Consider the following 22,683-nt stretch of genomic DNA (forward strand, 5'->3'; position numbering starts at 1 on the left):
TCACACCTCTTTTAGAATTTTTCTAAACTCATCTTTAAATTCTTCAATTACTTTGATTATAGTGCCTTCTGTTTGTTCTTTAATTTCTCCAGATGCTAAAATTTCTTTTGGTAATTCTGGATATTTTAAATCTATATATTCAAATAATTTCTTTTGGAAAAGTTGAATTTTATTAACATCTATATCCATTAAGTATTTTTTAGTCACTGCATATAGAATCAATACTTGATAAGCAACTGACATTGGTTGATATTGTGGTTGTTTTAAAACCTCCATAATACGTTCCCCTTGTGCCAATTTTTCTTTAGTATCTTTATCTAAATCAGAACCGAACTGTGCAAATGCAGCTAGTTCTCTATACTGAGCCAACTCTACACGAATTGGTCCTGCAATTTTTTTCATTGCTTTAATCTGAGCTGCTCCACCAACACGTGAAACAGAAAGCCCTGGATTTATTGCCGGTCTTACCCCTGCATTAAATAGTTCTGTTTCAAGGTATATCTGACCATCTGTTATAGATATAACATTTGTTGGTATGTATGCAGATACATCCCCAGCTTGAGTTTCAATAATCGGTAATGCCGTTAAAGATCCCCCACCGTTCTCATCAGATAATCTTGCTGCACGTTCTAATAATCTTGAATGCAAATAGAATACATCTCCAGGATATGCTTCTCTACCTGGTGGTCTTCTAAGTAGCAAAGACATGGCTCTATAAGCAACCGCATGTCTTGATAAATCATCATAAATTACCAAAACATCTTTACCGCTTTCCATCCACTCTTCACCAATGGTACATCCTGCATAAGGTGCAAGATACTGTAGTGGTGCTAACTCACTAGCTGTTGAAGCAACAACGGTAGTATAATCCATAGCACCGGTTTCTTCTAATGTTGTTACAATCTGTGCTACTGTAGACGCCTTTTGGCCAATAGCTACATAAATACATAATACATTTTCATTTTTTTGATTTATTATTGTATCAATAGCAATAGCGGTCTTACCTGTTTGTCTATCTCCAATGATTAACTCACGTTGTCCTCTTCCAATAGGAACCATTGAGTCAATTGCCTTGACCCCTGTTTGAAGAGGTGTATCAACAGACTTTCTTTCAATAACACCAGGTGCAACTCTTTCTACTTTACGATATTTTTTTGCTTGAATTGGTCCTTTACCATCAATTGGCTGTCCTAATGAATTAACGACACGACCAATTAATTCATCTCCAACTGGTACTTCAACAACACGACCAGTTGCCTTAACAACAGCACCTTCCCTGATTCCATCATCAGATCCTAATAATACGGCTCCAACATTGTCTTGCTCAAGGTTTAAGGCCATTCCATAAACATTACCTGGAAACTCTAATAATTCTCCAGCCATGGCTTTTTCTAATCCGTGAATACGAGCAATACCATCAGCAACTTGAATAATTGTTCCAACATCTGATACTTCTAAATTTGATTTATATCTTTTGATTTGCTCTTTAATAACGGAACTAATCTCTTCTGGTCTAAGATTCATGTCTTTATAACACCGCCTTTCTTTCAGAATTTCTAGGCTAATTGTATTTTTAATAATTCTTTAGCCATTAAGTCAATTCTTCCTTTTATACTGTTATCCACAATTCTATCGCCTATACGAATTTTCAATCCACCAACTAATGATTGATCCACTGTATAAACGGTCTCAACCTTTTTATTGGTTAGATTTTCAAGTCGTTGTTCTATTTTTGCTTTTTGTTTTTCATCTAATTCTTTTGCAGAGAAGACTGATGCAGTTACAATGCCTTTATCTTCTTTAATGATTTCTAAAAAATCCTTCAATATATCAATGATATACATATATCTATCTTTTTTAATAATAACACTCATAAGACCTAATAATTCATTAGATAAATTAACAAATGACTCTTCAAAAATAGATATTTTTTCATCTTTAGATATTTTTGGGTGATTTAATAATGTTAAAAAATCTTCATTGTTTTTCAAAACATCTAAAATAACAATAGATTCTTCTTCTAATTTTTCTTTAATATTTTCTTCTTGTGCTAATTGAAATAATGCTCGACTATATGTTTTAACTACTAATTGAGCCATGTTTTATCACCCATCTCGTTTAGCGTTTCTTCTATTAACTTATTTTGTTCTGATTCGTTTATAGAAGCGGAAATGAATTTTTCTGCAAGGATTGCAGCAATTTCAATCATTTCTGTTTTTATATCTTCTTTAACTTTTTCTTTTTCTCTTGAAATTTCTAAATTCGCTCTTTCAATAATACGTTTAGCTTCTTCATTTGCCCCTTGTATTATTTCATCTTCTCTTGATAACGCTTTTTTTCTAGCTTGAGATAATATTACATCTGCTTCTTTTTCAATATTTCTTAACTTTTCTTCATATTGATTTTTAAGACTTGCAGCATCATTTTTTTGTTTGGTTGCCTCTTCAATATCATTTCTGATTTTCTCAGCACGTTTTTCCATAAAGCTTCTTACAGGCTCAAACAAAAGATAAGACATCGCAAAGAAAAGAATAAACATTGTTATTACCATTACAACCGTATCCATTAGAAGCTGAGCGTCAAATCCAAATAATCTTCCCAAAATAGCGCCTCCTTTCAGCTTAAGATAAGGAGATTAAAACCTACCCTAATAATCCTATATATCTTGTAATTAATGGATTAATATATAGTAACATAAGAGCAATAACGAAACCATAAATACCAGTTGTCTCAGCAATAGCCGCCCCAACGATCATCGTACTTTGAATATCAGATTTTGCACCTGGTTGTCTACCTACTGCCTCAGCTGCTTTACCAGCTGCATAACCTTGCCCTATACCTGCACCTATACCAGCAATCATAGCTAATCCTGCACCTATAGCAGATGCCGCTAAAATCAACGCTCTTCCATCAATTGTTTCCATATTAATTCCTCCTTAATAAGTATTAAATATTTTAGTATGTTTTTATTTATAATAAAGCCTATTCCTCTTACTAACGCAAGAAATACAAGCTTAGTTACTTTAATTAATCCATTGCTCCTGTAATCAATACCATACTTAAAATGGTGAATACAAAAGCTTGAAGGCCTCCTGCAAATAAATCAAAATAAAAATGCAATACTGCAGGTATACCTAAATTTAAAAACCATGGCATAGAATAGTACAATGCAATAAGCACTGTTCCACCTAAAATGTTACCAAACAAACGGAAAGATAAAGAAACAGGATTAGCTAATTCACCAATTATATTAATGGGTGTTAAAAAAAGTATTGGTTCAGTAAACCCTTTTAAATATCTACCAATCCCTTTAGATTTAATTCCATAATATTGAATCATAAAAAATGAAATCAACGCTAACCCAAGTGGTATTGCATAATCTGCCGTAGGCGGCCTTAAAGCAAATAACCCTGATATATTAGATATGAATAAAAATATAAACACAGTAGCGAAATAAGTAGAAAAACTCTTTCCCTTTTCTCCCATTGTTGTGATAGTAAACTTATCAAAAACCTCTACAACCATTTCAACGAAGTTCTGTAATCCTTTTGGCACTTCTTGAAACTTTTTAAATCGACGATTAACATATAATGCGAACCCTATTAAAAATAATGAAATTATCAACAAACTAAAATGTGTATCTCCGATAACCCATTCAACTTCACCAAAATTAATGCTAAAAAGCTCTCTTATAGTAAAATCTTTCATTAAAATCACCTCAATATTAAATATTTTGTTTTATATAAACAATTTGTTATTCAGAATAAAATGACTTTATCAAGGGCATTAAGTAAATGGATAACTTAAGAACAAAAAGTCCAACTATAATCCCTATAATAGAATCTCTATTGATCGTTACACTTACTATGACAACTAATACAATTATTAAGTACCTAAACATAGAACTTTTGACAGCATATTTTTTAGCTTGATTTGGTGTTTTATCTAATGCTTTATTTATAGTTTTACCTATATGCATAATCTGAAAAACACCTGTCACCGTTCCTATTGTTAATCCTATAATAAAGCCTATATTATAATTAATAAAAATAGATATTACTGCAATGCTTAGTGATATTAATATCATACCAACAATAATTGTTGATATAACTTTATCTTGATGTTTTATCATTTTTTAGATCCTTTCTGTTCTTCTAAAAATCTAGTTGTAATTACAAAAAAATTACGAATAGCTGCTAAAAGACCCAGGATAATAAATACAAATGTTATAACACCGTTGGTACCTAGTTTATCATCTAACCATTTACCAATAAATATACAAAATATTATTGGTATAATAATTGTTAGTGCTATTTGGTTTAGTAATACCAAATGTTTTAATACGTGAGGATCTATTTTCATATTTTTCCTCCATTTTATTCTCTATATTATACCATTTTTGAACCACTGTCTAGATTAAACACTTATTTATTTCTGTACTTTGCATACTATATAACTTAAAGAAAAAATATGTCAAATATAATTAAACCATAAAATATTGCTAATCTCAACCGTTTTTGTTATTTTATTGGTCATTATTATAAATCATGCTATAATAGTATATTATAGGAAATATTACTTAAATCAAAATGATTAGGAGGTAATACTATGAAACCCGTTATAACCAATCTTTATATAACACAAAATGTAACCTTGATAACGTTAATTAATGTACCCAGTCCCATTGATCAAAGAGCAAAGATTTTTTCTGCATTAGCTGATGCAGGTATTAATATTGATATGGTAAGCCAAACAACACCCTTTAAAGAGGTCATAAATATCTCATTCTCTCTAAATGACGATGATTTCTTTAACGCCATTCAAGCCCTTAAGGTTTTTAAATCTTCTATTCCTGATCTAAGAATTGAAGTTAACTCAAACAACACTAAAATCTCTTTATTTGGCGAAGCAATGAGACATACAACAGGGGTTTTTGCAAAAGCCTTAGAATTACTTGTTGCGTCTAATGTAGACGTGAAAATCATTACAACATCTGAATCAGACATTTCATTTTTAATATATTCTTCTGATGAGAAGAAAGCTATTAATGCTTTAACCAAACATTATAATATAGGAATTTAAAAAATATTATATTTACTAAAATAGAAGTTCAAAAAAAACACGTTTATAATATAAAATGTACTCTACAAGAGATTTTGATTTTTCTCTATAGAGTACATTTTAATTATATATCGTGTTTTTTATTTTTTGCTCTTGCAATTATGGCATTATCAATCAACCAAACCAAAACCATAATAGCTAATACTCCAACAGCTAATACACCACCGCTAATGGCTAATAAAATCCCTGCAACACCAAAACAACTGCTAATGCCATATAAGGTTAATACAGCTCTTTTTTGACTATATCCTCTATCCACTAATCTATGATGCAAATGCCCTCTATCTGCCTGCATCACTGGTTGCCCATTTCTTATTCTACGTATTATCGCAAAAAACGTATCAAATATTGGTAACCCCAACACAATAATTGCAATAAAAACTGTAATTGCCGTATAACTTTTAATTAGACCTTGAATGGATATTACGGCTAATGTAAATCCTAAAAAAGTAGAACCAGTATCACCCATAAATATTTTTGCAGGATTAAAGTTGTGTGGCAAGAAACCTAAACAAGATCCTGCTAATGCTGCAGTAAGTACGATAGCAACTGGAATTTGAACTGGTGTTAATAAAGATAACAACATCAAGCATAAAGCTGCAATAGATGAAACGCCTGCTGCTAAACCATCAAGACCATCAATTAAATTAACTGCGTTGGTTACTCCAATTACCCACAGCATTGTAAACGCTTTACTTAACATGCCAAGTTCAATATTATTGGTTTCAGAAAATGGCCAAGTTAAATGTTCGATAGTAGTTCCAGTATATACCACTATAAGGGCTGCCATTATTTGAAATAATAATTTTATCTTAGGATTTAGATTATAAATATCATCTAATAATCCTACACTTGTTATTAATATGCCACCTGCTAATAACCCACCAATCTGTAGGGTTAAAAAATTTTCAACAAAAGGTGCTATTAGTAAAACAGTAAAAACAAATCCAGCAACAATTGCAATACCACCTGCTAAAGGCATGGGTTTTTTATGCATCCCTCTATCAGTAGGATAAGCGATTGCTCCTAATTTATATGCAATTTTTTTACTTAAGGGTGTTGTTAATAATGATATTAAAAACGCGCTTCCAAATGCAAGTATATATATAAGATTAGGATTGATATCATTCATAAATTTCAACATATTATCGGCTCCTTTTATTTAAAACGTCTCAACTTTTATCTTCATTTTATCACTAAATTAATTTAAGAACCTATTACTAGTTTTATTAATTAGCTTTTCTTTTAACCAAGTACATTCTATATTTTTATGTAATAAATGTCAATGAGAATATGTATTGGTAACACAAATTTAATGTTCCTCCCATAATTTGTCTTTTTTGTAGGAGTTTCACAAATTATAATGCTAACGTATTCCCATAATATCAATCTTCTACAATAAAAAGTTACTATTGTCTTTCCAATAAATAATTTCTTTTAAAAAAAAGAATGGAATTCATTTCCATTCTTAATATTTTTTCTACTTATGTTTAATAACTTCTATATTAGCTTCTTTTAAAAGCTCCATGGATAATTCATCAGGATAATCACCTTTAAAAACTACTTTTTTAATACCTGCATTAATAATCAACTTAGAACATATAACACAAGGTTGAGCCGTTACATATATGGTACTATCATTTATTGATACACCGTGCATAGCTGCTTGTACTATTGCATTTTGTTCTGCATGGGATGCTCTACACAATTCGTGCCTTTGCCCTGATGGTATTTTTAATTGCTCTCTTAAACATCCCTTTTCTTCACAATGAGTACAACCTGATGGTGCACCATTATATCCTGAAGTGAGAATTCTCTTATCCTTAACAATTATGGCGCCAACTTTTCTTCTTAGACATGTGGATCTTTCTTTTATCATTTCTACTATTTCTAAGAAGTATTCATCCCAACTTGGTCTCATCTAATACCCCACTATTCTCGTACTATTTCGTACCGTATAACCTATCACCTGCATCACCTAATCCAGGTACAATATAACCATGTTCATTTAATCTTTCATCTAATGCAGCTATATATATATCTACATCTGGATGCTCCTCTTGCACTTTTTTTACACCCTCAGGAGCAGCAATTAGACACATTAAATGAATCTTAGTTACACCTTTATCTTTAATAAATTGTATAGCAGATGCTGCAGATCCCCCTGTTGCTAACATTGGATCAAGAACAAATATATCTCTTTCAATAGCATCAATTGGTAGTTTACAGTAATACTCAACAGGATTAAGGGTATCAGGGTCACGGTACAAACCAACATGACCAACTTTAGCTGCTGGTACTAAATTTAACATCCCGTCTACCATTCCTAGTCCAGCTCTAAGAATTGGTACAATTCCTAGTTTTTTTCCAGCAATTGCTTTTGCTGTTGTTTTAGCAACAGGTGTTTCTACTTCAATATCTTCTAAAGTTAGATTTCTTGTAGCTTCATAGCACATAAGCATGGATATTTCTTCTACTATTTCTCTAAATTCCTTTGAACCTGTTTCTTTATTTCTTAATATTGCAACCTTGTGTTGTATTAATGGATGATCCATAACAATAACATTTGACATAATTTTATCCTCCTTATGTAATTAAACATAATTTATTTTTTTATTCTTCTATTAGATTAATTCTTCTAATATGTCTTTCATCATTTGAAAAGTCAGTACTTAAAAAGATTTCTACTATTTTTAATGCAAGTCCAGGACCAACAATTCTTCCACCCATAACCAATACATTGGCGTCATTATGCAATCTCGTTGCTTCTGCACTAAAACAATCATGACATAAGGCAGCCCTTATCCCTTTATGCTTATTTGCTGCAATAGAAATGCCTATACCTGTACCACAAATTAAAATACCCTTATCACACTCATTGTTTTGAATAGATTTAGCAACTTTATTAGCAAAATCAGGATAATCACAAGAATCAGTAGTATAACACCCTAAATCTTTATATTCAATATTATTATCCTCTAAATATTTGATTATCTCATCTTTTAATTGAAAACCGCCATGGTCTGAACCTAGTGCTATCATTTTAATTCCTCCAATTCAAATTTTATAATGGCTCTACTTATAACAGCCTCTAACCGTCTATAACAACTTCTATATACTTCTAGTGATTCTCCATATGGGTCTTCTACATCACCAAATTCACCAATATATTCGCATAGGGTATAAATTTTATTTTCTAACACACCATACTTTTCCAATAACATGAGTTTATGAGTTTTAGTCATTGTCAAAATTAGGGTATTACCATCAACTTCATCTATATTAAATAATTTTGATATATGGTTTTCTAAAACCATGTTATTTTCTTCAATAACTTTTTTTGCTTTATCATTCATATTTGAAGGATAGTGGACTAAGATTCCTCTAGATATTATTTCAATATTTTTAGCAACCTTACTTTTTGCAATAGCTTCAGCTATTGGACTTCTGCAAGTATTACCAGTACAAACAAAAATTATTTTTCCCTTATTATTACTCAAAACTATCACCTTAATTCACTTTTATGATTTTGTATCCCGATGCTTTTAAAAGCCGATTCATTATTGCTTGTCCTAAATAATTTTCATTAAAACTTTCAGATAATATTATGTCTACACCTAATGCATCAAATTCTCTAAGTGTCTTGAAAAGATGTTTTGCAATTTCATTTTCATGGTTTCTATCTCCAATGACCTTTACAATGCCTGAGTTATAATACATTTTTGTTTGCTTAGTAGCAATTATGCCAACTTTTAATCCCTTTTTTTCATTATCTAATAAGAGTTCATTAATTTTACATACTACTTTATCCAATTCCCCATCAATAATATTAAGTGGCGCTTTAGGTGCATAATGTTTGTATTTCATACCTGGTGATCTTGGTGCCTCACTATGAGCAAACTCTTCTAAAAGAGCCTTATCAATTTCTATTTTACCTATAACATTTTCTATCATCTCTTTTGTAATATACCCTGGTCTAAGAATCAGAGGTATATCACTTGTAAAATCTATTACTGTTGATTCTAAACCTATATCAACCATTCCACCATCAATAATCATATCTATTTTACCTTCTAAATCCTCAATCACATGATTGGCATTTGTAGGGCTAGGTCTTCCTGATGTATTTGCACTTGGTGCTGCTATTGGTATTTTTGCTTCTTTGATTACTTCAATTGCTATGGGATGGGAAGGCATTCTTACTGCCACAGTATTTAAGCCCCCAGTGATATTATCAGGAATATTTTTAGACTTATTTAAGATTAATGTTAGAGGCCCTGGCCAAAAAGCTTCTATGACTTTTTTACCCTTTTCTGGAAGATATGCCACTAATTCATTCAAGCTTTCTACATTGGCAATATGGACAATAAGAGGGTTATCAGATGGTCGCCCTTTTGCCTTATAAATTTTGTTGGCAGCATCAACATCTAAAGCATTTGCTCCAAGACCATATACCGTTTCCGTAGGAAAAGCAACAAGTCCACCTTCTTTTAAAATGGCTGCTGCTTCTTTAATTTTATTATCATCAATATTATTCTTGTCTATTTTATATATCTTTGTTTTCATTTTTACTCTTTTCTAATCATAAAAATTTTTGTTTATATTATTATATCATCTTTTTTAAAATATAAAAGGAAAAATAGTTATAAATATATAAAAAAATATTAAAAGTGACAAATGATACAAAAAATAGCAGCTAAACAAACTAAGCATACAAAAGTATGCTTAGTTTATACACCTATTGACTTACTAAATATTGTTTAATTCCCATAGATATAGACCAGGCTAACTTATCTTGATATTCTTCTGTATTAAGACGCTCTGCTTCCTCCCAATTGGATAAAAAGCCACATTCCACAATTACTGCAGGACAAGGGGTTTGCTCTAAAATGAAGTATGAATCATTTGCCTTTGGCGTACGTTCCGTTTTTGGTTTGGCATATCTAATGATTTCATTTTGAATATACTCTGCTAGTTTTTTTCCCTCTTCTGAGTGAGAATAGTAAAATACTTGGGCTCCTTGGTACTGAGCTTGATTAAAACTATTTTGGTGTATGCTTACAACCACGTCTGCCCCACTTTCTCTTATAATCCTAGCTCTCTTATTTAGATCTGCCCTCTTCTTATTAGAATCAGATTCACTATATAAGCCCATATCTGTTTCTCTTGTTAATATGACTTCAATATCACTTTGCTCAAGATAAGTTCTAATTTTAAGTGATATTGCAAGATTTATTTCTTTTTCAAGAGCACCATTTACTCCCACTTTTCCTGGATCTCTACCGCCGTGACCTGGATCAATAACGACTATGTGTTTAGGGACAACTTTGGCACTTGCAAAAACCCACTGATTTATACACAAATTACCGATAAGTACAATTAATATTCCTATTAACGAAAAAATTATATAGTCAATTTTTTTCATTAGATATACCTCTATAAAGATTTATTTATATATTATATTGTGTTTGAATTGGTTTTTATGCAAAAATTTACAACCTCAATAAAACATATATAATAAAAAACAAACCCTTCTATTAGATTCTTCATCCAATATATTGGGTTCATTTTAAGGTAGTCATATCTAAGAAAATTTATTAAATCTGTTTGTTCCTAACACCAATAGAACACCACCCATAACCAATAAAATTATTATAGGCATTATGATAATATTTGGGGCATAGTTATAAATAGCCATTCTACTAATTGTCGTCACTGCCCATTTTTGAGGTGTCAAACTTGCTAAAAATAAAAGTATATTATTATCAATCATTTCCAACGGCCACATACAACCGCCAATCATTGCAGTACTGGTTAATACAATAGGCGTTAGTGCACTTAATTGTTGTATATTCTTAACCATACTTGACATAAATAGTCCAAGACTTGTTCCGCAAAAAACAAAAGCACTCATAACCAATAGAATTGCACCTATGTTATTACCCCAGTCAATACCAAATATATATGCGCCTCCTAATATCATTATAAGAACTTGAATAAATGAGAGGCTAAAAGTATATATTAAATTCCCAAAAAGAATAGATCGACTTTTTATTGGCGTAACCAATTGTCTATGATAGACATATATTCTCTTTTCTTCTACCATATCACCAATACCAAAAATCATCGTATACATAGAAAAGAAAATTGTAAAACCAATTAATGAGTGTTTCAACATAAAATCATTAGATGAAGACCCCTCTATAAAATAACTGTTGGTTTTATACGTAGGGGAATTCCAACCATCATTGTAATTTCTGCTAACAAATTCATCAATTTCTAATGCATTCACCCTCATATTTTGTACTTGAAAATACTCTTGAATAGAATTAGATAGATTAATTTGATTTACAAATTGATTCAGCTTATTATTCACAACTTGTAATAAATTACCGTACTCAGCTGATGTATTAATATTGACTATTGAAATGCTGTTATCACCCTTAATTAAAAAATCTTCTTCTATTATAACAGCTGCTATTCCTCCAAAATTTTGAACACCATCCATGGCATTATCATAAGTTGTTACCCTAAAGTCATATAAATCTGCAGCTTCTAAGTTATTAATAAATAACTTTGCATACTCCGTTTCATTTCTATCAACAAGAAATACTACTGGTCTATACTCACTTTTAAAAGCAGAACTAAAAGCGGCGATTAAACCAAATGCCATGACTGTTAAACCAATTATAATTGGAAGGCTTTCCTTGATTCTCTTTATTCTTAACCAAATAATAGAAAACATTAATCTGCCTCCTTTCCAGTTATTATTACTAATGTTGCTGCTATTATAAAAACTACTATCATAGCAATTATTATCAGAATGTGATTTAACAATGCTTCTAACGTACTACCCATCATAATATTAGAGTACATTTTAAGACCAACACCATTTATAGAAAAATCACTTAGCCTTTGCAAAAATTCTGGCAAAAGATATATGGGTGTAAAACTTCCACCAATGACTGCTAAAAAAAACACAATACCATTTTCAAATAAGTTAGCCACCTTAAAACTATTGGTTTTAATAGAAATAGCAGAAATTAAAACACCTATACTACCAATACCCAGTGTAATTAAAAGTGTTACTAAAAAAACCAACCCTATATTTCCCCAGTTTACTTTTAAAACAAAAGAAGAATATACTATCATCATCATACTTTGTAAAAAAGCGATTATAAATGTTGTGAAGAAGGCTCCAAAATACAATTTCTTTTTTGTAATACCAGCTACTTTTAACCTATGGTAAGTGAATTCGTGTTTCTCTTGAAGCATTGCTCTACCACCATATCCAGCACTATAAAGAATAAACATTGTCATTATAGCCATTGAATAATAGGCAAAACTATCTATTTGTTTTTTTCCTTCAACAGTTCTTTCTATTAATCTAATCTCTTCATTATTTATATTTCCATTTATAAATTCAGCATAGTACTCTTCGAAGGCACGCTCCATATCAAAATGAATACTTAAAACACCAATAACCGTGTCCTTGTTAATACTAAAAGTGTTAAGCATATTGTTATACCCTTCTATCATACTTTCCACGATGGTTCCACTAAACTGTGCATCTGAAGTTTTTATTACATCAATATTTACTTTGTTTTTATATACCCCACAAAGATTTACATATGTGTCATAAATATATCTCTTGGGCAGGACTACTATTGCACTGATTTCATTTCTATTTAATTGTTGGATTGCTTCCTCTTTATTTAAAACAATGTATTGAACGTATTCTTTTACATTTTCATTTCCTAAAAAGTCTTGAAAAAAAAGTTTCTCTGGATTAATCTCTTCTATATCCCTAAAAAACTCTCCTAGTTCTACTTCATCAGTAATATATGATGCCATATGGTTTTCAAACATTCTATTTTCTAATTCTAAGTCATACTCTTTTACTACACCAATAGTAATGATACGAATACCACTATCTCCTGCTTCAAAATTCCCCCTAAGAGCAAAACTAAGAATAGTTGTAAGGACTATAGGCATTAAAAGAATTAGAGCCAAGCTTTTTCTATCATAAATGATATTTTTTACATCCTTTATAATTAAATCTATCAACCTCAATCTCAACACTCTCCTTAATCCCTTAATGCTCTCCCAGTCAAATGCAAGAACACAGCCTCTAAATTAGGTTCTTTTACATCAATGGAAAGAATATTAGATGGTGTATTGGTAAAACAATCTATAATTCCTTTTAATGCTTCATTATGTTTTTTAACCGTTAAAAGAATAGCATCTTCTTCACTTTCAACTTTATCCACATAGGCAGTGTTTTTTAAACAACTTATCACCTCTTCTGTAACTTTATCCACTTTTATCGTAACTTGTTTTTTATCATTAATCATATCTACTAGCTGCTCTTTAGTCCCTTCTGCAATAACCTTACCATTATCCATAACACAAATGCGATTACACAGATACTCTACCTCTTCCATATAATGACTGGTGTAAATAACAGTCATACCTTTCTTATTAAGCTCAATAACTGTATCTAAAATATGCTTACGTGATTGTGGATCAATCCCAACTGTTGGCTCATCCATTATTACCAGCTTTGGATTATGAAGCAGGGCAACCCCTATATTAAGACGTCTTTTCATTCCACCAGAATACTTATCCACTTTATCTTTTAATCTTTTATCAATCCCAATAATATCTGAAACTTCTTTAATTTTTTCTTTTAGCTCTTTACCTCTTAAACCATAAGTTCTTCCCCAAAACTGAAGATTCTCCATACCAGACAAAGTAGGATAAAGGGCTATTTCTTGAGGAATATATCCCAACTCTTTCTTTATCAATTTAGGTGTCTTAACAATACTCCCATCCCTATAGAAAATATCTCCTGAATCAGGCACTAGCAATGTAGAAATCATAGAAATGGTAGTAGACTTCCCTGCCCCATTAGGCCCTAAAAGCCCCAAAATCTCCCCTTCCTCAACTCGAAAAGAAATCCCATCCACAGCCTTTATATCCTTAAAACGCTTACTAATATTATCAACTCTTAACAAAGCCATAACATACCTCCAAAAAAGTAAATTTAGTTTATACTCAACATAAAAACTTGCCTTAATTTTAAAAACAATCTTGCATACGAAACCAGACAGCTAGATTAAGCCTTGGGGCTAGTATGAGAATATATATACAAATAAAAGTGTTTGACCGAAGGGACAAAAACTAATTTACTCCCAAAAAATCCACTGCCCCATAAAATCTCCTTGAATAAATTCCAAACCAACAAACTCATCCATACTCTTAATATTTAACGCACCAAAATCAGGAAACACTAACTCTTGAGACTTATTATACTCAATCAACTCTTCCTCAAAGACTAGCTTAATGCCACTTATTTGCCTACTTTGGGAATCCTTAAATGCAATATCTATCTCATAACTTTGATAAATTGGATACCCATCATAATCAATATAAACCTCCCCTTTAAACCCTTTTAACTGTATTCTATTAATAAAATCTCTCATTTCAACAATACTAAAATTAAAATTCCTATCTTCTAATAGCTTATTCTGTAATGCAAACCTTACCAACTCCTCAACAATCACTTCTAAAACTTCGTCAAAAAGTATCTTTAATTGTTCTTCAGATACATTAACCATATAACGAGACGCTTTAACATTGCCTTGATTTGTTGATAATATGGTATTCTCTCCAATCACCACATCCTCATCTTTCAAAACATTTACCCATATATTCCTTATCTTAGATAATGCATCTGATTCCATATCTATAACAACCACATTTTTATTATCATCCTCTTCTATCTTTACAACATAGTTAAACATAGGTATTTCCATATACATATCTTCATCTATCATATAAAAATTGGATTCCATCCCCATTCCACCAAAATAAATATAATTCTTAGCAATAGCTTGGTCTCCATTGTATGTTAAATCCAACTCCATATCCATTCTGTCAAATATCATTAGTTCTTGAACTTCCTCTTCACTTAAATTCTCTGTGTTAAACTGTAGATCAATATAAACATTAATCTTCTCACGGCCCTCATTAATTGTTCCATATCTATCCATGGCATTCTGATAAGTTTCATACCCTTTAGAATTACATCCCGTAAGAACTACCAGTATAATTAACACACTTAACAATACTTTCTTCACACTCAACACCTTCTCTCTTTGTTATACTCTTATTCTATTCTCTATATGACTTTATTACATCTAGCCTAAGTCATCACTTATATATGACAAAAGTCATATGTTCTTAGGATTAAAATGAATTAATATTTCGAACAGCAAAAATAGCAAGTTGAGTACGATCTCGCAAATCCAGTTTTACCAGTATATTGGTAATATGATTCTTAACAGTCCCTTCCGTTATAAATAAAGCTTCTGCTATTTCTTTATTGTTTTTACCCTCTGATAATAACTTACAAATACCCTTTTCCCGCTCTGTAAGACTACCAATTCTACTATCAGGTTTATCTATCTTCTTACCCTCTGCCAACTCCAAAAACTGTTCCACAACCTTAGTGGCCACATTGGCTTGAAAAAAAGCCTGCCCGTTATGAACCGTCCTAATGGCACAAGCAATCTCCTTTGGGGAAGAATCCTTTAAAACATAACCTGACGCCCCATACTTTAAAGAATTAAATATGTATTCATCATCATTAAAAGTCGTCAATATAAGCACCTTAATATCCTTATGGCACGCTTTAATCGACTTAGTAGCCTCCACACCATTCATAACAGGCATACGAATATCCATCAAAACCACATCAACAGAATGATTCTTACAACGATTAACCCCTTCCTCTCCATTAGAGGCAGTACACACCACTTCAATATCCTCTTCATTCCCAAGCAACAAAGCCAACCCATCCCTCAAAATATCCTGATCATCAACAATCATAACTCGAATCACAAAAACCCCTCCTGCTCTAATTTAAATAACAAACTCCCATCCTAAGCAAAGCGCAAGGATGCCCTAGAAAATTAAGGTTCTAAACTCAACCTATGTCTTACTGCATAAAGTTTGACTACTTTCATAACAACGGAACGAGTATGTGAATGTATTTCTGCAAAAGGTGACTTTTAAAGATTTCAAAAGAAAATCTTAGTTCATAGCAATTTAACAAGCCGTAAAAAGCCTTAGATGTTTGACCGAAGGGAGTTTCTAAGGCTTAGGCATGTTGAATTTCTATGAACTTAGAATTTCTTGAAATATTTAATGGAACCTATTGTATAAGTACATTCACATACGAAAATTACCACGAAAATAAAATAACACCAATCCAATCTAAACAGGAATAGAAACCTTAATCTTAAACCCATCTACTCCACTTCTAAAAACAACCTCACCACCAACACTAAAAACTCTCTCTTTCATCCCCATTAACCCATTCCCAAGTATAAGATTTTCACATCCCCCTCCATTATCCTCAACATAAAGAAACAAACACGCCTCACTAAAAGTAATCTTCACATCAACGCCACTAGCTTTCCCATGCCTAACACAATTGGTCAACCCTTCTTGAATCACTCTATACAACACCACATAAACCTCAGGACTTAAAGCCCTTTCCTTACCAAGAACACCAAAATTAATACCAACTTCTGTTTGTTCCATAAAATTATCAATAAGATTTCTAATAGAATCCAATCCCATAACTTCTTCCTTTTCTTTTAATGTATCAACAGCCATTCTAACTTGTTTTAGACTATCTCTAGCCCCTTCTTTTGTTTTTATAATTAATCCCTTAGCCTTTTCTATATCTTTTTCAATAAAATTCTCTGCAAGCTCTAATTGCATAATAATCCCTGTCATACTATGGCCTAATGTATCATGTAGGTCCCTTGCAATTCTATTTCTCTCCTTAACAACAGTAAGATCTTTTATTTCATCGGAATAAGCTCTAAGCCTCTCATGAGCCATTAATAGTTCACTATATAACTTTTCTGCTTTCTGCTTTTCTTCTACATAATACTTTGCAAAAGCAGTGGTAACAATAATCAACCCATTTATTAGAAAAAAGAAGACAGCTTCAATTAAATTTCTATAATTAAAATCTATAGATAACAAATGTATGTATTTTGTCATAGAAAGGAAAAGTGCAATAATATTTATAATGGAACTCTTTTTCAAAGATAAGAAATAAGCTCCTTCTAATATTATAAAAACATAAAAGAAATGAAAAAAATAATTTACTACGAACTTAGATTGTAACTCCAATGCAATAACTATTCCTAAACTAACCATTAAAAGAAATATATATAATTTATGCCTCTTAAAAATAAAAACCCTTAATAACAAGGCACACAAATGGAAGACAAATAATCCTACTAGAATTCTATGCCTTTCAACACTTGCATTTTCTAAGTTAAGTGCAAAATAAAACAAAACAATATTAAATATTACTAGAAATACAAAGAATACATTAATTCTTTTACTCATAAGATCTGACCCCTTGGAATATTTCTTATACCTATAATATCATTTTGGTTTTTTATATTCAATTATGAATTGTTTTACTTCTTAAATTGTTTAAGTAATCCTCTATAAAAACTTTTTTTATAAGGTAAATACTCTTTAAACATTTCATCTAAACTGGCCTTTACCACTTCTGTTAATTCAAAGGGATTAGGATTATATCCACTCTTATAACAAGTAAGTTTCCCCATTCCTTTTATAATTTCTTTATACAGTTTATAATCTATAAAATTAAATATATAATTAATTGACTCTTCATCTTTTAGATGAAATAAAACTTTTTCTAAATGATTTGTTTCCCATGCCTTTCCTCCTGAAACAATAAGCTTAATATCAGTAAAAAACAAATCATTGATTTTAGATATATTAAAGCTACCCAAGTCTAAAACAATAAACTTATATTCTAGAGTAGCTAACCTACTAAACTTGAATTCTAATTCATAAGGCATAAAATCTATTTTTTGTACTTGAAAGGTATTATACTCTTTTATTTTGCTTGAGTGACTGGACTGAAATAGCAAAAAATCTTCTGACTCATGATGTTCTTTTATAAGAACTTTAAAGCCTTTTTTAGAAAGATATGTCCCTATTGTAATAGCCATATGGGTAGCACCTACCCTTTGTTGTGTTCCCATCACACCAATAATAATCGGTCTTGTTGTCTGAATACTATGTGTTTTTTCCCTTTTATAAATCCTTAAAAATTCTTTCTTTAATTTTTTTATATCTTGATATCTTTCTTGAGGGACAGCTCTAGTACATTTATGTATTATGCCAATTAATTCCTTTGAAAAACCATGGATACTAGGTAAATCATCTTTTACATACTTTCCATGTATTCCAGTAACTAAGTAAAAAAGGGTCATCCCTAAACTGTAAATATCCGATCGTTCATCCACATCTTCCACTCTATATTGCTCTGGTGAGGCATATCCCTTTGTCCCTAAAGAAACACTCTCTTTTCTTAACTCCGTTTGGGCAATGCCAAAATCAATCAGTTTAAGTTTATTATCTTTTGTAACTAATATATTCTCTGGTTTTAGGTCTTTGTAAATAATAGGGTATGGTTTATGAGAATGCAAATACTCTAACACCTCACACAACTGTATTACAAAATCAAGAATTAACTCTTCTTTCATATCAGCATTTTGTTCTCTAAAAGTATTTAACTGTTCTCCATCAATAAATTCTTCAATGATGTAAAAAGATTTTCCATCTTCTTCAATATCAACTACCTTAGGAATGGCAGGATGATTTAACTCTTTTAGTATATGTGGTTCTGTTAGTAACCCAAATCTCTCCCCGTTAGCTTTATTAATGACTTTTACAGCCCAAAAGTTACCAAGGTTTATGTTTCTAACTAAAAAAACTTCTGACATTCCACCTTGTCCTATTTTTCTGACTACTTCATACTTGTTAAATAGCAAATTATCCATCTACAAATCCCCCTAATACAAAAAACCCCTAAAAGGGGTTTTTATTACTACATACATATTCAGTTAATAAATATACTTTTCACCCTTTTGTCTTTATTGTAAATAATATTTTATATTATTTCAACATATTATGACAAAAGTTTACCCTTTTTTATGCCAAGAAAACTCTCCTCTATAATTTGAACCATTGTAATGTGGGTATTTCTCTTTATCACAAATCTTTTCTTGTGATATTTCATTATCTTGTGTATAAATATACATTTTTTCCTTATCCCACAATACGATTTCTTCTCTACAGTCTCCTGTCAGATCAATAACTTCAGCACATAAATCTGGATGTCCATCATCAGGGAAAGTCACAACTCTTCTACCATACCCGTCAATCATACCACCCTTTTCTACATTCCCATTAAGCAATATGAGATCTTGACCATCACCGGTCCAATTCACTGGAGTAATCATATTACCATCTGTCCCAGGCTCAAAGGAATATAGTCTTTCACCTTTTCCATTATAAATCATTACAATGCCTTGGCTTCCCCAATAAGTGGTTATTGCGATTTCATAACCTTTTTCTTCTGGTCTGAAATTACCAGCACTGATTCTTTGGGCGTGGCCTATAAGCTCTTTTAATAATATTTTTCCTTCTAAATCACATAAAATAAATCCTTCATCCCCAGACACCATTCCTATAATATCTTCGTCTTTAGTTGGATCCAATGGACCTATAAGAATTTCATCTGTATGATCTGTTTCAACAGGTAAAGTCCAGATTTTTTTACCATTAGAGTCTACTAAGTTATAGCCAACGACCATTTCTTCTTTTCCATCCCCATTAATGTCTTTTGTAAAAGGGAAATGCCCAGTAATCCCATCATGGTATTTCCACAAGAATTGCAATTGATTGTCATATGCCCATAATCTATTATAACGGTCTTTTATAAGGATATCTGTTGGCTTTTCTTTACCTGTAAAATTACATATTCTAATACAATCTACATTCACATGATCAAATGCGTATTGATCAAAAGGTACCCCTGAATATAAAGTTTCCATTGGGTCATCGGATATTGGTGTATCAATAGACATTTTTACTTTTCCTGTGCTACCTTCTAAAATCATTAATTTAAAATCTATTGATACAATGACTTCATTTTTACCATCCATATCAATATCCGCTATTTGAAAAGGTAAATCAGCAGAAATATAACCATGCTCTGGATTAGGTTCTCCTATTTGCCAAATGATATTGCCCTCTAAATCAAAAGCAGTTAAACAACTAATATGACCATATCGGTCTTTAAAAACTCTTTTTTGACATTGTGCAATAATAACATCACATTGCCCGTCACCAGTTAAATCACCAAATCGTATGTTTCTTCCTGCACCAAAGTCTTTTAAATCAATGGTTTTCCATAGTTTTGGCTGTGGGTATTTTTTTCTTTCTTCTTCTAATGCTAATGCTTCTTGGTTTTTCTTTTGTAAAAGCTTTTCATAGCTTTCTTTTGTACAAGATACAGATAAATTTGAAAACTGAGTAGGTCCTTTAGCAAATATTGCTACCTTACCTGTAGCATACGTATTGTCATTAAATTCTAATACAAGCTTGTCATCAATGTACACAGAAAAATTATTATCTTTTCCAATCACTTTAACTGAATATTTTTTGTCTTTTTGTAACACAAATGACTCAGATACTAGTTCCACATAGTCTTCGTGATTTCTCATTATAGCTTTTATTTTGCCTTCTTCAAAACACACACCATAAAAACATCTACTATTTTGATAACGAAAAGCCAATCCACTTTGTATATTTGAATTCAACATTTTTATATCTGCTTCTAATATATAATCATCCCAAGACTCATTTCCTGTGACCAACATATTCCATGCCCATGGTCTTACCAATTCCATTACCTGAGATTCCATTGCCTTCTGATTACCATCTTTAACAATTAACCACATAGGTCCTTTTAACCCATAATCTGCTAAATTACTGTACCAATTCCCTCTATATCCTTTTGGAGGATAGTAATGATATTCACCCATAGCAGAATGATCTGGATCATAAGGAAAATCCCCTATTTTAAAATCTGAAAAATCTTCTTTTTGTAATACAATATAATCCACCATAATCGATCCTTTCAAAATGTAGTATCGTAAAACCTTTAATACTAAAGCATTAATCTTCTAGTGCAAAATATGTTGAAAACATTGCTATAATTACAATATATGGTATTATTATAATACTATAAGTTTAATAAGTCAAAGTGTTTTACCTTCTTTCATCGATTGAAAGTTCCTCTATTCTACGCTTTTCATATGCTCTGTGTCGCTCAATTTGAAAGTATCGATTGTCATGCTGTGTTACTAATCCTTTTGCCTTATAAAACATTTTTCCGCTCCTTGCTTATCTCTTCTCTATAACCAACTCATCTAAGCTTAAAACATCGCTAGAATGAAGCCATCTTTGTGTATCCCGGGAAATATACTCTATGAGCCCTTTTTGATTTTGAGAAATAATAACACCTTGATAAAGTAATTTATCATTCTCAGTAACTATTATTTCATACTTTGGATTATAATAAGATCTGCTATCTATAAATTGATAGTAATCTGTACGGAAAGTATATAATTTATCTTCTATAAAAAAGAATTTAAATTCTGTTGTTGTTGAATAATCAGATGTTGTTACTGTCGAGACGTTTTTTGTTGTAATTTCTGTATCTTCCAAAGAAAAAACAATCACTTTTATTTCGTGCCACTCAATATTGACTATTAAATATACCACATTCTCTTTAACAACTATTTCATAGCTACTACTCTCCAAGTCTATCTTTCCAATTTCCTCAATCGTTAGTAGTTTTCCTTCTAAATCATAGCTTTTTACTGTTAATATGCCATCTATAGATATAATTAATATTAATATATCATCTATGGAAGTGATACCATAGACCTGTATATCCCCATCCCCTAACTCAAGAGTTGTTAATCTTGATACATCTAAAGTCTTTTCTTCTTCATCCAATCCTAGAATTTTAAATATACCATTTTTTCCTGTATAGCCTAGGGATGACGTTATAGTAAAGTAGATATCATCCTCAACAAATGTATAAAAAGGGATTGCATTCCCTCCATTTAAATTTTGATAATCTATATGATAAGACTTAAATTCATCAGGGTCTGATTCAATATATCTACGAACACCTTTTACAACAACCTCTGTAGTATAGGTATAACCAATGCCTTTGTCCGTATATAATTCTACACTTAAATCAGTAAAATATTCTCTTCCCACTTTAACCCTTTGCTCTTGCATTACCAGTTGCCGTAAATCTACTAAATATTCATTTCTACCAAGTTTTAGCCTCTCTGTTATCTCTCTTCCCTTTTGCCATTTTTTATTTAAATGATGATCATATAAGGTGTATTCATAGCGCACTGTATTTCCTTCTAATTCAAATGCTTTACCTACGTATTTATCTTGGATAAGTCCTTTTATAACGACATTCTCTAATACACTAGAATCCCCTTGTATATCCTCTATATATAAAGTCCCTTCTTGAGCTAACATATATATTCCTTTTACAGATGATGTAATCATTATTAGTGTAACAATTATCGTGATTAAGCCCTTATGTTTCATATCCTTTAT

At 31.2% G+C, this 22,683-nt stretch carries 24 protein-coding genes; 1 reads left to right on the forward strand and 23 read right to left on the reverse strand.

What is annotated here, in order from left to right; genetic code table 11:
- The 7 genes from atpA to EDC18_RS11750 form a co-directional block, all read right to left on the reverse strand.
- The gene (atpA, locus tag EDC18_RS11720; protein ID WP_132253391.1) at positions 1–1,524 is read right to left on the reverse strand and encodes a F0F1 ATP synthase subunit alpha; all 1,524 of its coding nucleotides are present in this window, start codon (positions 1,522–1,524) and stop codon (positions 1–3) included.
- 32 nt (positions 1,525–1,556) lie between these two features.
- Positions 1,557–2,099, reverse strand: a complete 543-nt coding sequence (gene atpH / locus EDC18_RS11725; RefSeq protein ID WP_132253392.1) for an ATP synthase F1 subunit delta — start codon at positions 2,097–2,099, stop codon at positions 1,557–1,559.
- Positions 2,087–2,602 (reverse strand): F0F1 ATP synthase subunit B, encoded by a 516-nt coding sequence (gene atpF, locus EDC18_RS11730; RefSeq protein ID WP_132253394.1) that lies wholly within the window; start codon positions 2,600–2,602, stop codon positions 2,087–2,089. The genes atpH and atpF overlap by 13 nt, the downstream gene beginning before the upstream one ends.
- A gap of 40 nt (positions 2,603–2,642) precedes the next feature.
- On the reverse strand, positions 2,643–2,924 hold the full coding sequence (gene atpE / locus EDC18_RS11735) for an ATP synthase F0 subunit C (protein ID WP_132253395.1): 282 nt from the start codon (positions 2,922–2,924) through the stop codon (positions 2,643–2,645).
- 103 nt (positions 2,925–3,027) lie between these two features.
- Positions 3,028–3,708: a F0F1 ATP synthase subunit A gene (atpB, locus tag EDC18_RS11740; RefSeq protein ID WP_132253397.1), complete on the reverse strand. Its 681-nt coding sequence runs from the start codon at positions 3,706–3,708 to the stop codon at positions 3,028–3,030.
- Between the two features lie 46 nt (positions 3,709–3,754).
- On the reverse strand, positions 3,755–4,132 hold the full coding sequence (locus tag EDC18_RS11745) for an ATP synthase subunit I (RefSeq protein ID WP_132253399.1): 378 nt from the start codon (positions 4,130–4,132) through the stop codon (positions 3,755–3,757).
- Positions 4,129–4,362: an AtpZ/AtpI family protein gene (locus tag EDC18_RS11750; RefSeq protein WP_132253401.1), complete on the reverse strand. Its 234-nt coding sequence runs from the start codon at positions 4,360–4,362 to the stop codon at positions 4,129–4,131. Before EDC18_RS11750 ends, EDC18_RS11745 begins: the two co-directional genes overlap by 4 nt.
- A gap of 246 nt (positions 4,363–4,608) precedes the next feature.
- Between EDC18_RS11750 and EDC18_RS11755 the strand changes: the two genes are divergently transcribed.
- A complete protein-coding gene (locus tag EDC18_RS11755) occupies positions 4,609–5,082 on the forward strand; it encodes an ACT domain-containing protein (protein WP_132253403.1) in 474 nt (157 codons plus the stop codon).
- 103 nt (positions 5,083–5,185) lie between these two features.
- On the opposite strand, the gene EDC18_RS11760 is transcribed toward EDC18_RS11755, so the two are convergent.
- The 16 genes from EDC18_RS11760 to EDC18_RS11835 all read right to left on the reverse strand — a co-directional run bounded on the left by EDC18_RS11760 (position 5,186) and on the right by EDC18_RS11835 (position 22,674).
- A complete protein-coding gene (locus EDC18_RS11760; protein ID WP_243115117.1) occupies positions 5,186–6,265 on the reverse strand; it encodes a glycosyltransferase family 4 protein in 1,080 nt (359 codons plus the stop codon).
- A 336-nt stretch (positions 6,266–6,601) separates the two neighbouring features.
- Positions 6,602–7,042, reverse strand: coding sequence for a deoxycytidylate deaminase (locus EDC18_RS11765; protein ID WP_132253405.1), 441 nt, complete (start codon positions 7,040–7,042; stop codon positions 6,602–6,604).
- 22 nt (positions 7,043–7,064) lie between these two features.
- Positions 7,065–7,694: a uracil phosphoribosyltransferase gene (gene upp, locus EDC18_RS11770; RefSeq protein ID WP_132253407.1), complete on the reverse strand. Its 630-nt coding sequence runs from the start codon at positions 7,692–7,694 to the stop codon at positions 7,065–7,067.
- 40 nt (positions 7,695–7,734) lie between these two features.
- A complete protein-coding gene (rpiB, locus tag EDC18_RS11775; protein ID WP_132253409.1) occupies positions 7,735–8,163 on the reverse strand; it encodes a ribose 5-phosphate isomerase B in 429 nt (142 codons plus the stop codon).
- Entirely contained in the window at positions 8,160–8,621 is a 462-nt protein-coding gene (locus EDC18_RS11780) for a low molecular weight protein arginine phosphatase (protein WP_165878570.1), read from the reverse strand. Before EDC18_RS11780 ends, rpiB begins: the two co-directional genes overlap by 4 nt.
- 10 nt (positions 8,622–8,631) lie before the next feature.
- Positions 8,632–9,687, reverse strand: coding sequence for an L-threonylcarbamoyladenylate synthase (locus EDC18_RS11785; protein WP_132253413.1), 1,056 nt, complete (start codon positions 9,685–9,687; stop codon positions 8,632–8,634).
- Positions 9,688–9,859: 172 nt separating this feature from the next.
- Positions 9,860–10,546, reverse strand: coding sequence for an N-acetylmuramoyl-L-alanine amidase CwlD (gene cwlD / locus EDC18_RS11790; RefSeq protein WP_132253415.1), 687 nt, complete (start codon positions 10,544–10,546; stop codon positions 9,860–9,862).
- A gap of 159 nt (positions 10,547–10,705) precedes the next feature.
- Positions 10,706–11,866: an ABC transporter permease gene (locus tag EDC18_RS11795; RefSeq protein ID WP_132253417.1), complete on the reverse strand. Its 1,161-nt coding sequence runs from the start codon at positions 11,864–11,866 to the stop codon at positions 10,706–10,708.
- Positions 11,866–13,194, reverse strand: coding sequence for an ABC transporter permease (locus tag EDC18_RS11800; protein ID WP_132253418.1), 1,329 nt, complete (start codon positions 13,192–13,194; stop codon positions 11,866–11,868). Before EDC18_RS11800 ends, EDC18_RS11795 begins: the two co-directional genes overlap by 1 nt.
- A gap of 14 nt (positions 13,195–13,208) precedes the next feature.
- On the reverse strand, positions 13,209–14,144 hold the full coding sequence (locus tag EDC18_RS11805) for an ABC transporter ATP-binding protein (protein ID WP_132253420.1): 936 nt from the start codon (positions 14,142–14,144) through the stop codon (positions 13,209–13,211).
- A 165-nt stretch (positions 14,145–14,309) separates the two neighbouring features.
- Positions 14,310–15,263, reverse strand: a complete 954-nt coding sequence (locus EDC18_RS11810) for a hypothetical protein (RefSeq protein WP_132253422.1) — start codon at positions 15,261–15,263, stop codon at positions 14,310–14,312.
- Between the two features lie 109 nt (positions 15,264–15,372).
- Positions 15,373–16,026, reverse strand: a complete 654-nt coding sequence (locus EDC18_RS11815; RefSeq protein WP_165878571.1) for a response regulator transcription factor — start codon at positions 16,024–16,026, stop codon at positions 15,373–15,375.
- Positions 16,027–16,401: 375 nt separating this feature from the next.
- Positions 16,402–17,556 carry a sensor histidine kinase gene (locus EDC18_RS11820; RefSeq protein ID WP_132253423.1) on the reverse strand — a complete coding sequence of 385 codons (1,155 nt, stop codon included), beginning with the start codon at positions 17,554–17,556 and terminating at the stop codon, positions 16,402–16,404.
- Positions 17,557–17,630: 74 nt separating this feature from the next.
- Positions 17,631–19,028 carry a serine/threonine protein kinase gene (locus tag EDC18_RS11825; protein ID WP_132253425.1) on the reverse strand — a complete coding sequence of 466 codons (1,398 nt, stop codon included), beginning with the start codon at positions 19,026–19,028 and terminating at the stop codon, positions 17,631–17,633.
- A 141-nt stretch (positions 19,029–19,169) separates the two neighbouring features.
- Positions 19,170–21,161: a rhamnogalacturonan lyase family protein gene (locus tag EDC18_RS11830; RefSeq protein WP_132253427.1), complete on the reverse strand. Its 1,992-nt coding sequence runs from the start codon at positions 21,159–21,161 to the stop codon at positions 19,170–19,172.
- 277 nt (positions 21,162–21,438) lie between these two features.
- Positions 21,439–22,674 (reverse strand): hypothetical protein, encoded by a 1,236-nt coding sequence (locus tag EDC18_RS11835; protein ID WP_132253429.1) that lies wholly within the window; start codon positions 22,672–22,674, stop codon positions 21,439–21,441.
- Positions 22,675–22,683: the final 9 nt, after the last annotated feature.

It is taken from the genome of Natranaerovirga pectinivora, assembly GCF_004342165.1.
GTDB classification, from domain to species: domain Bacteria; phylum Bacillota; class Clostridia; order Lachnospirales; family DSM-24629; genus Natranaerovirga; species Natranaerovirga pectinivora.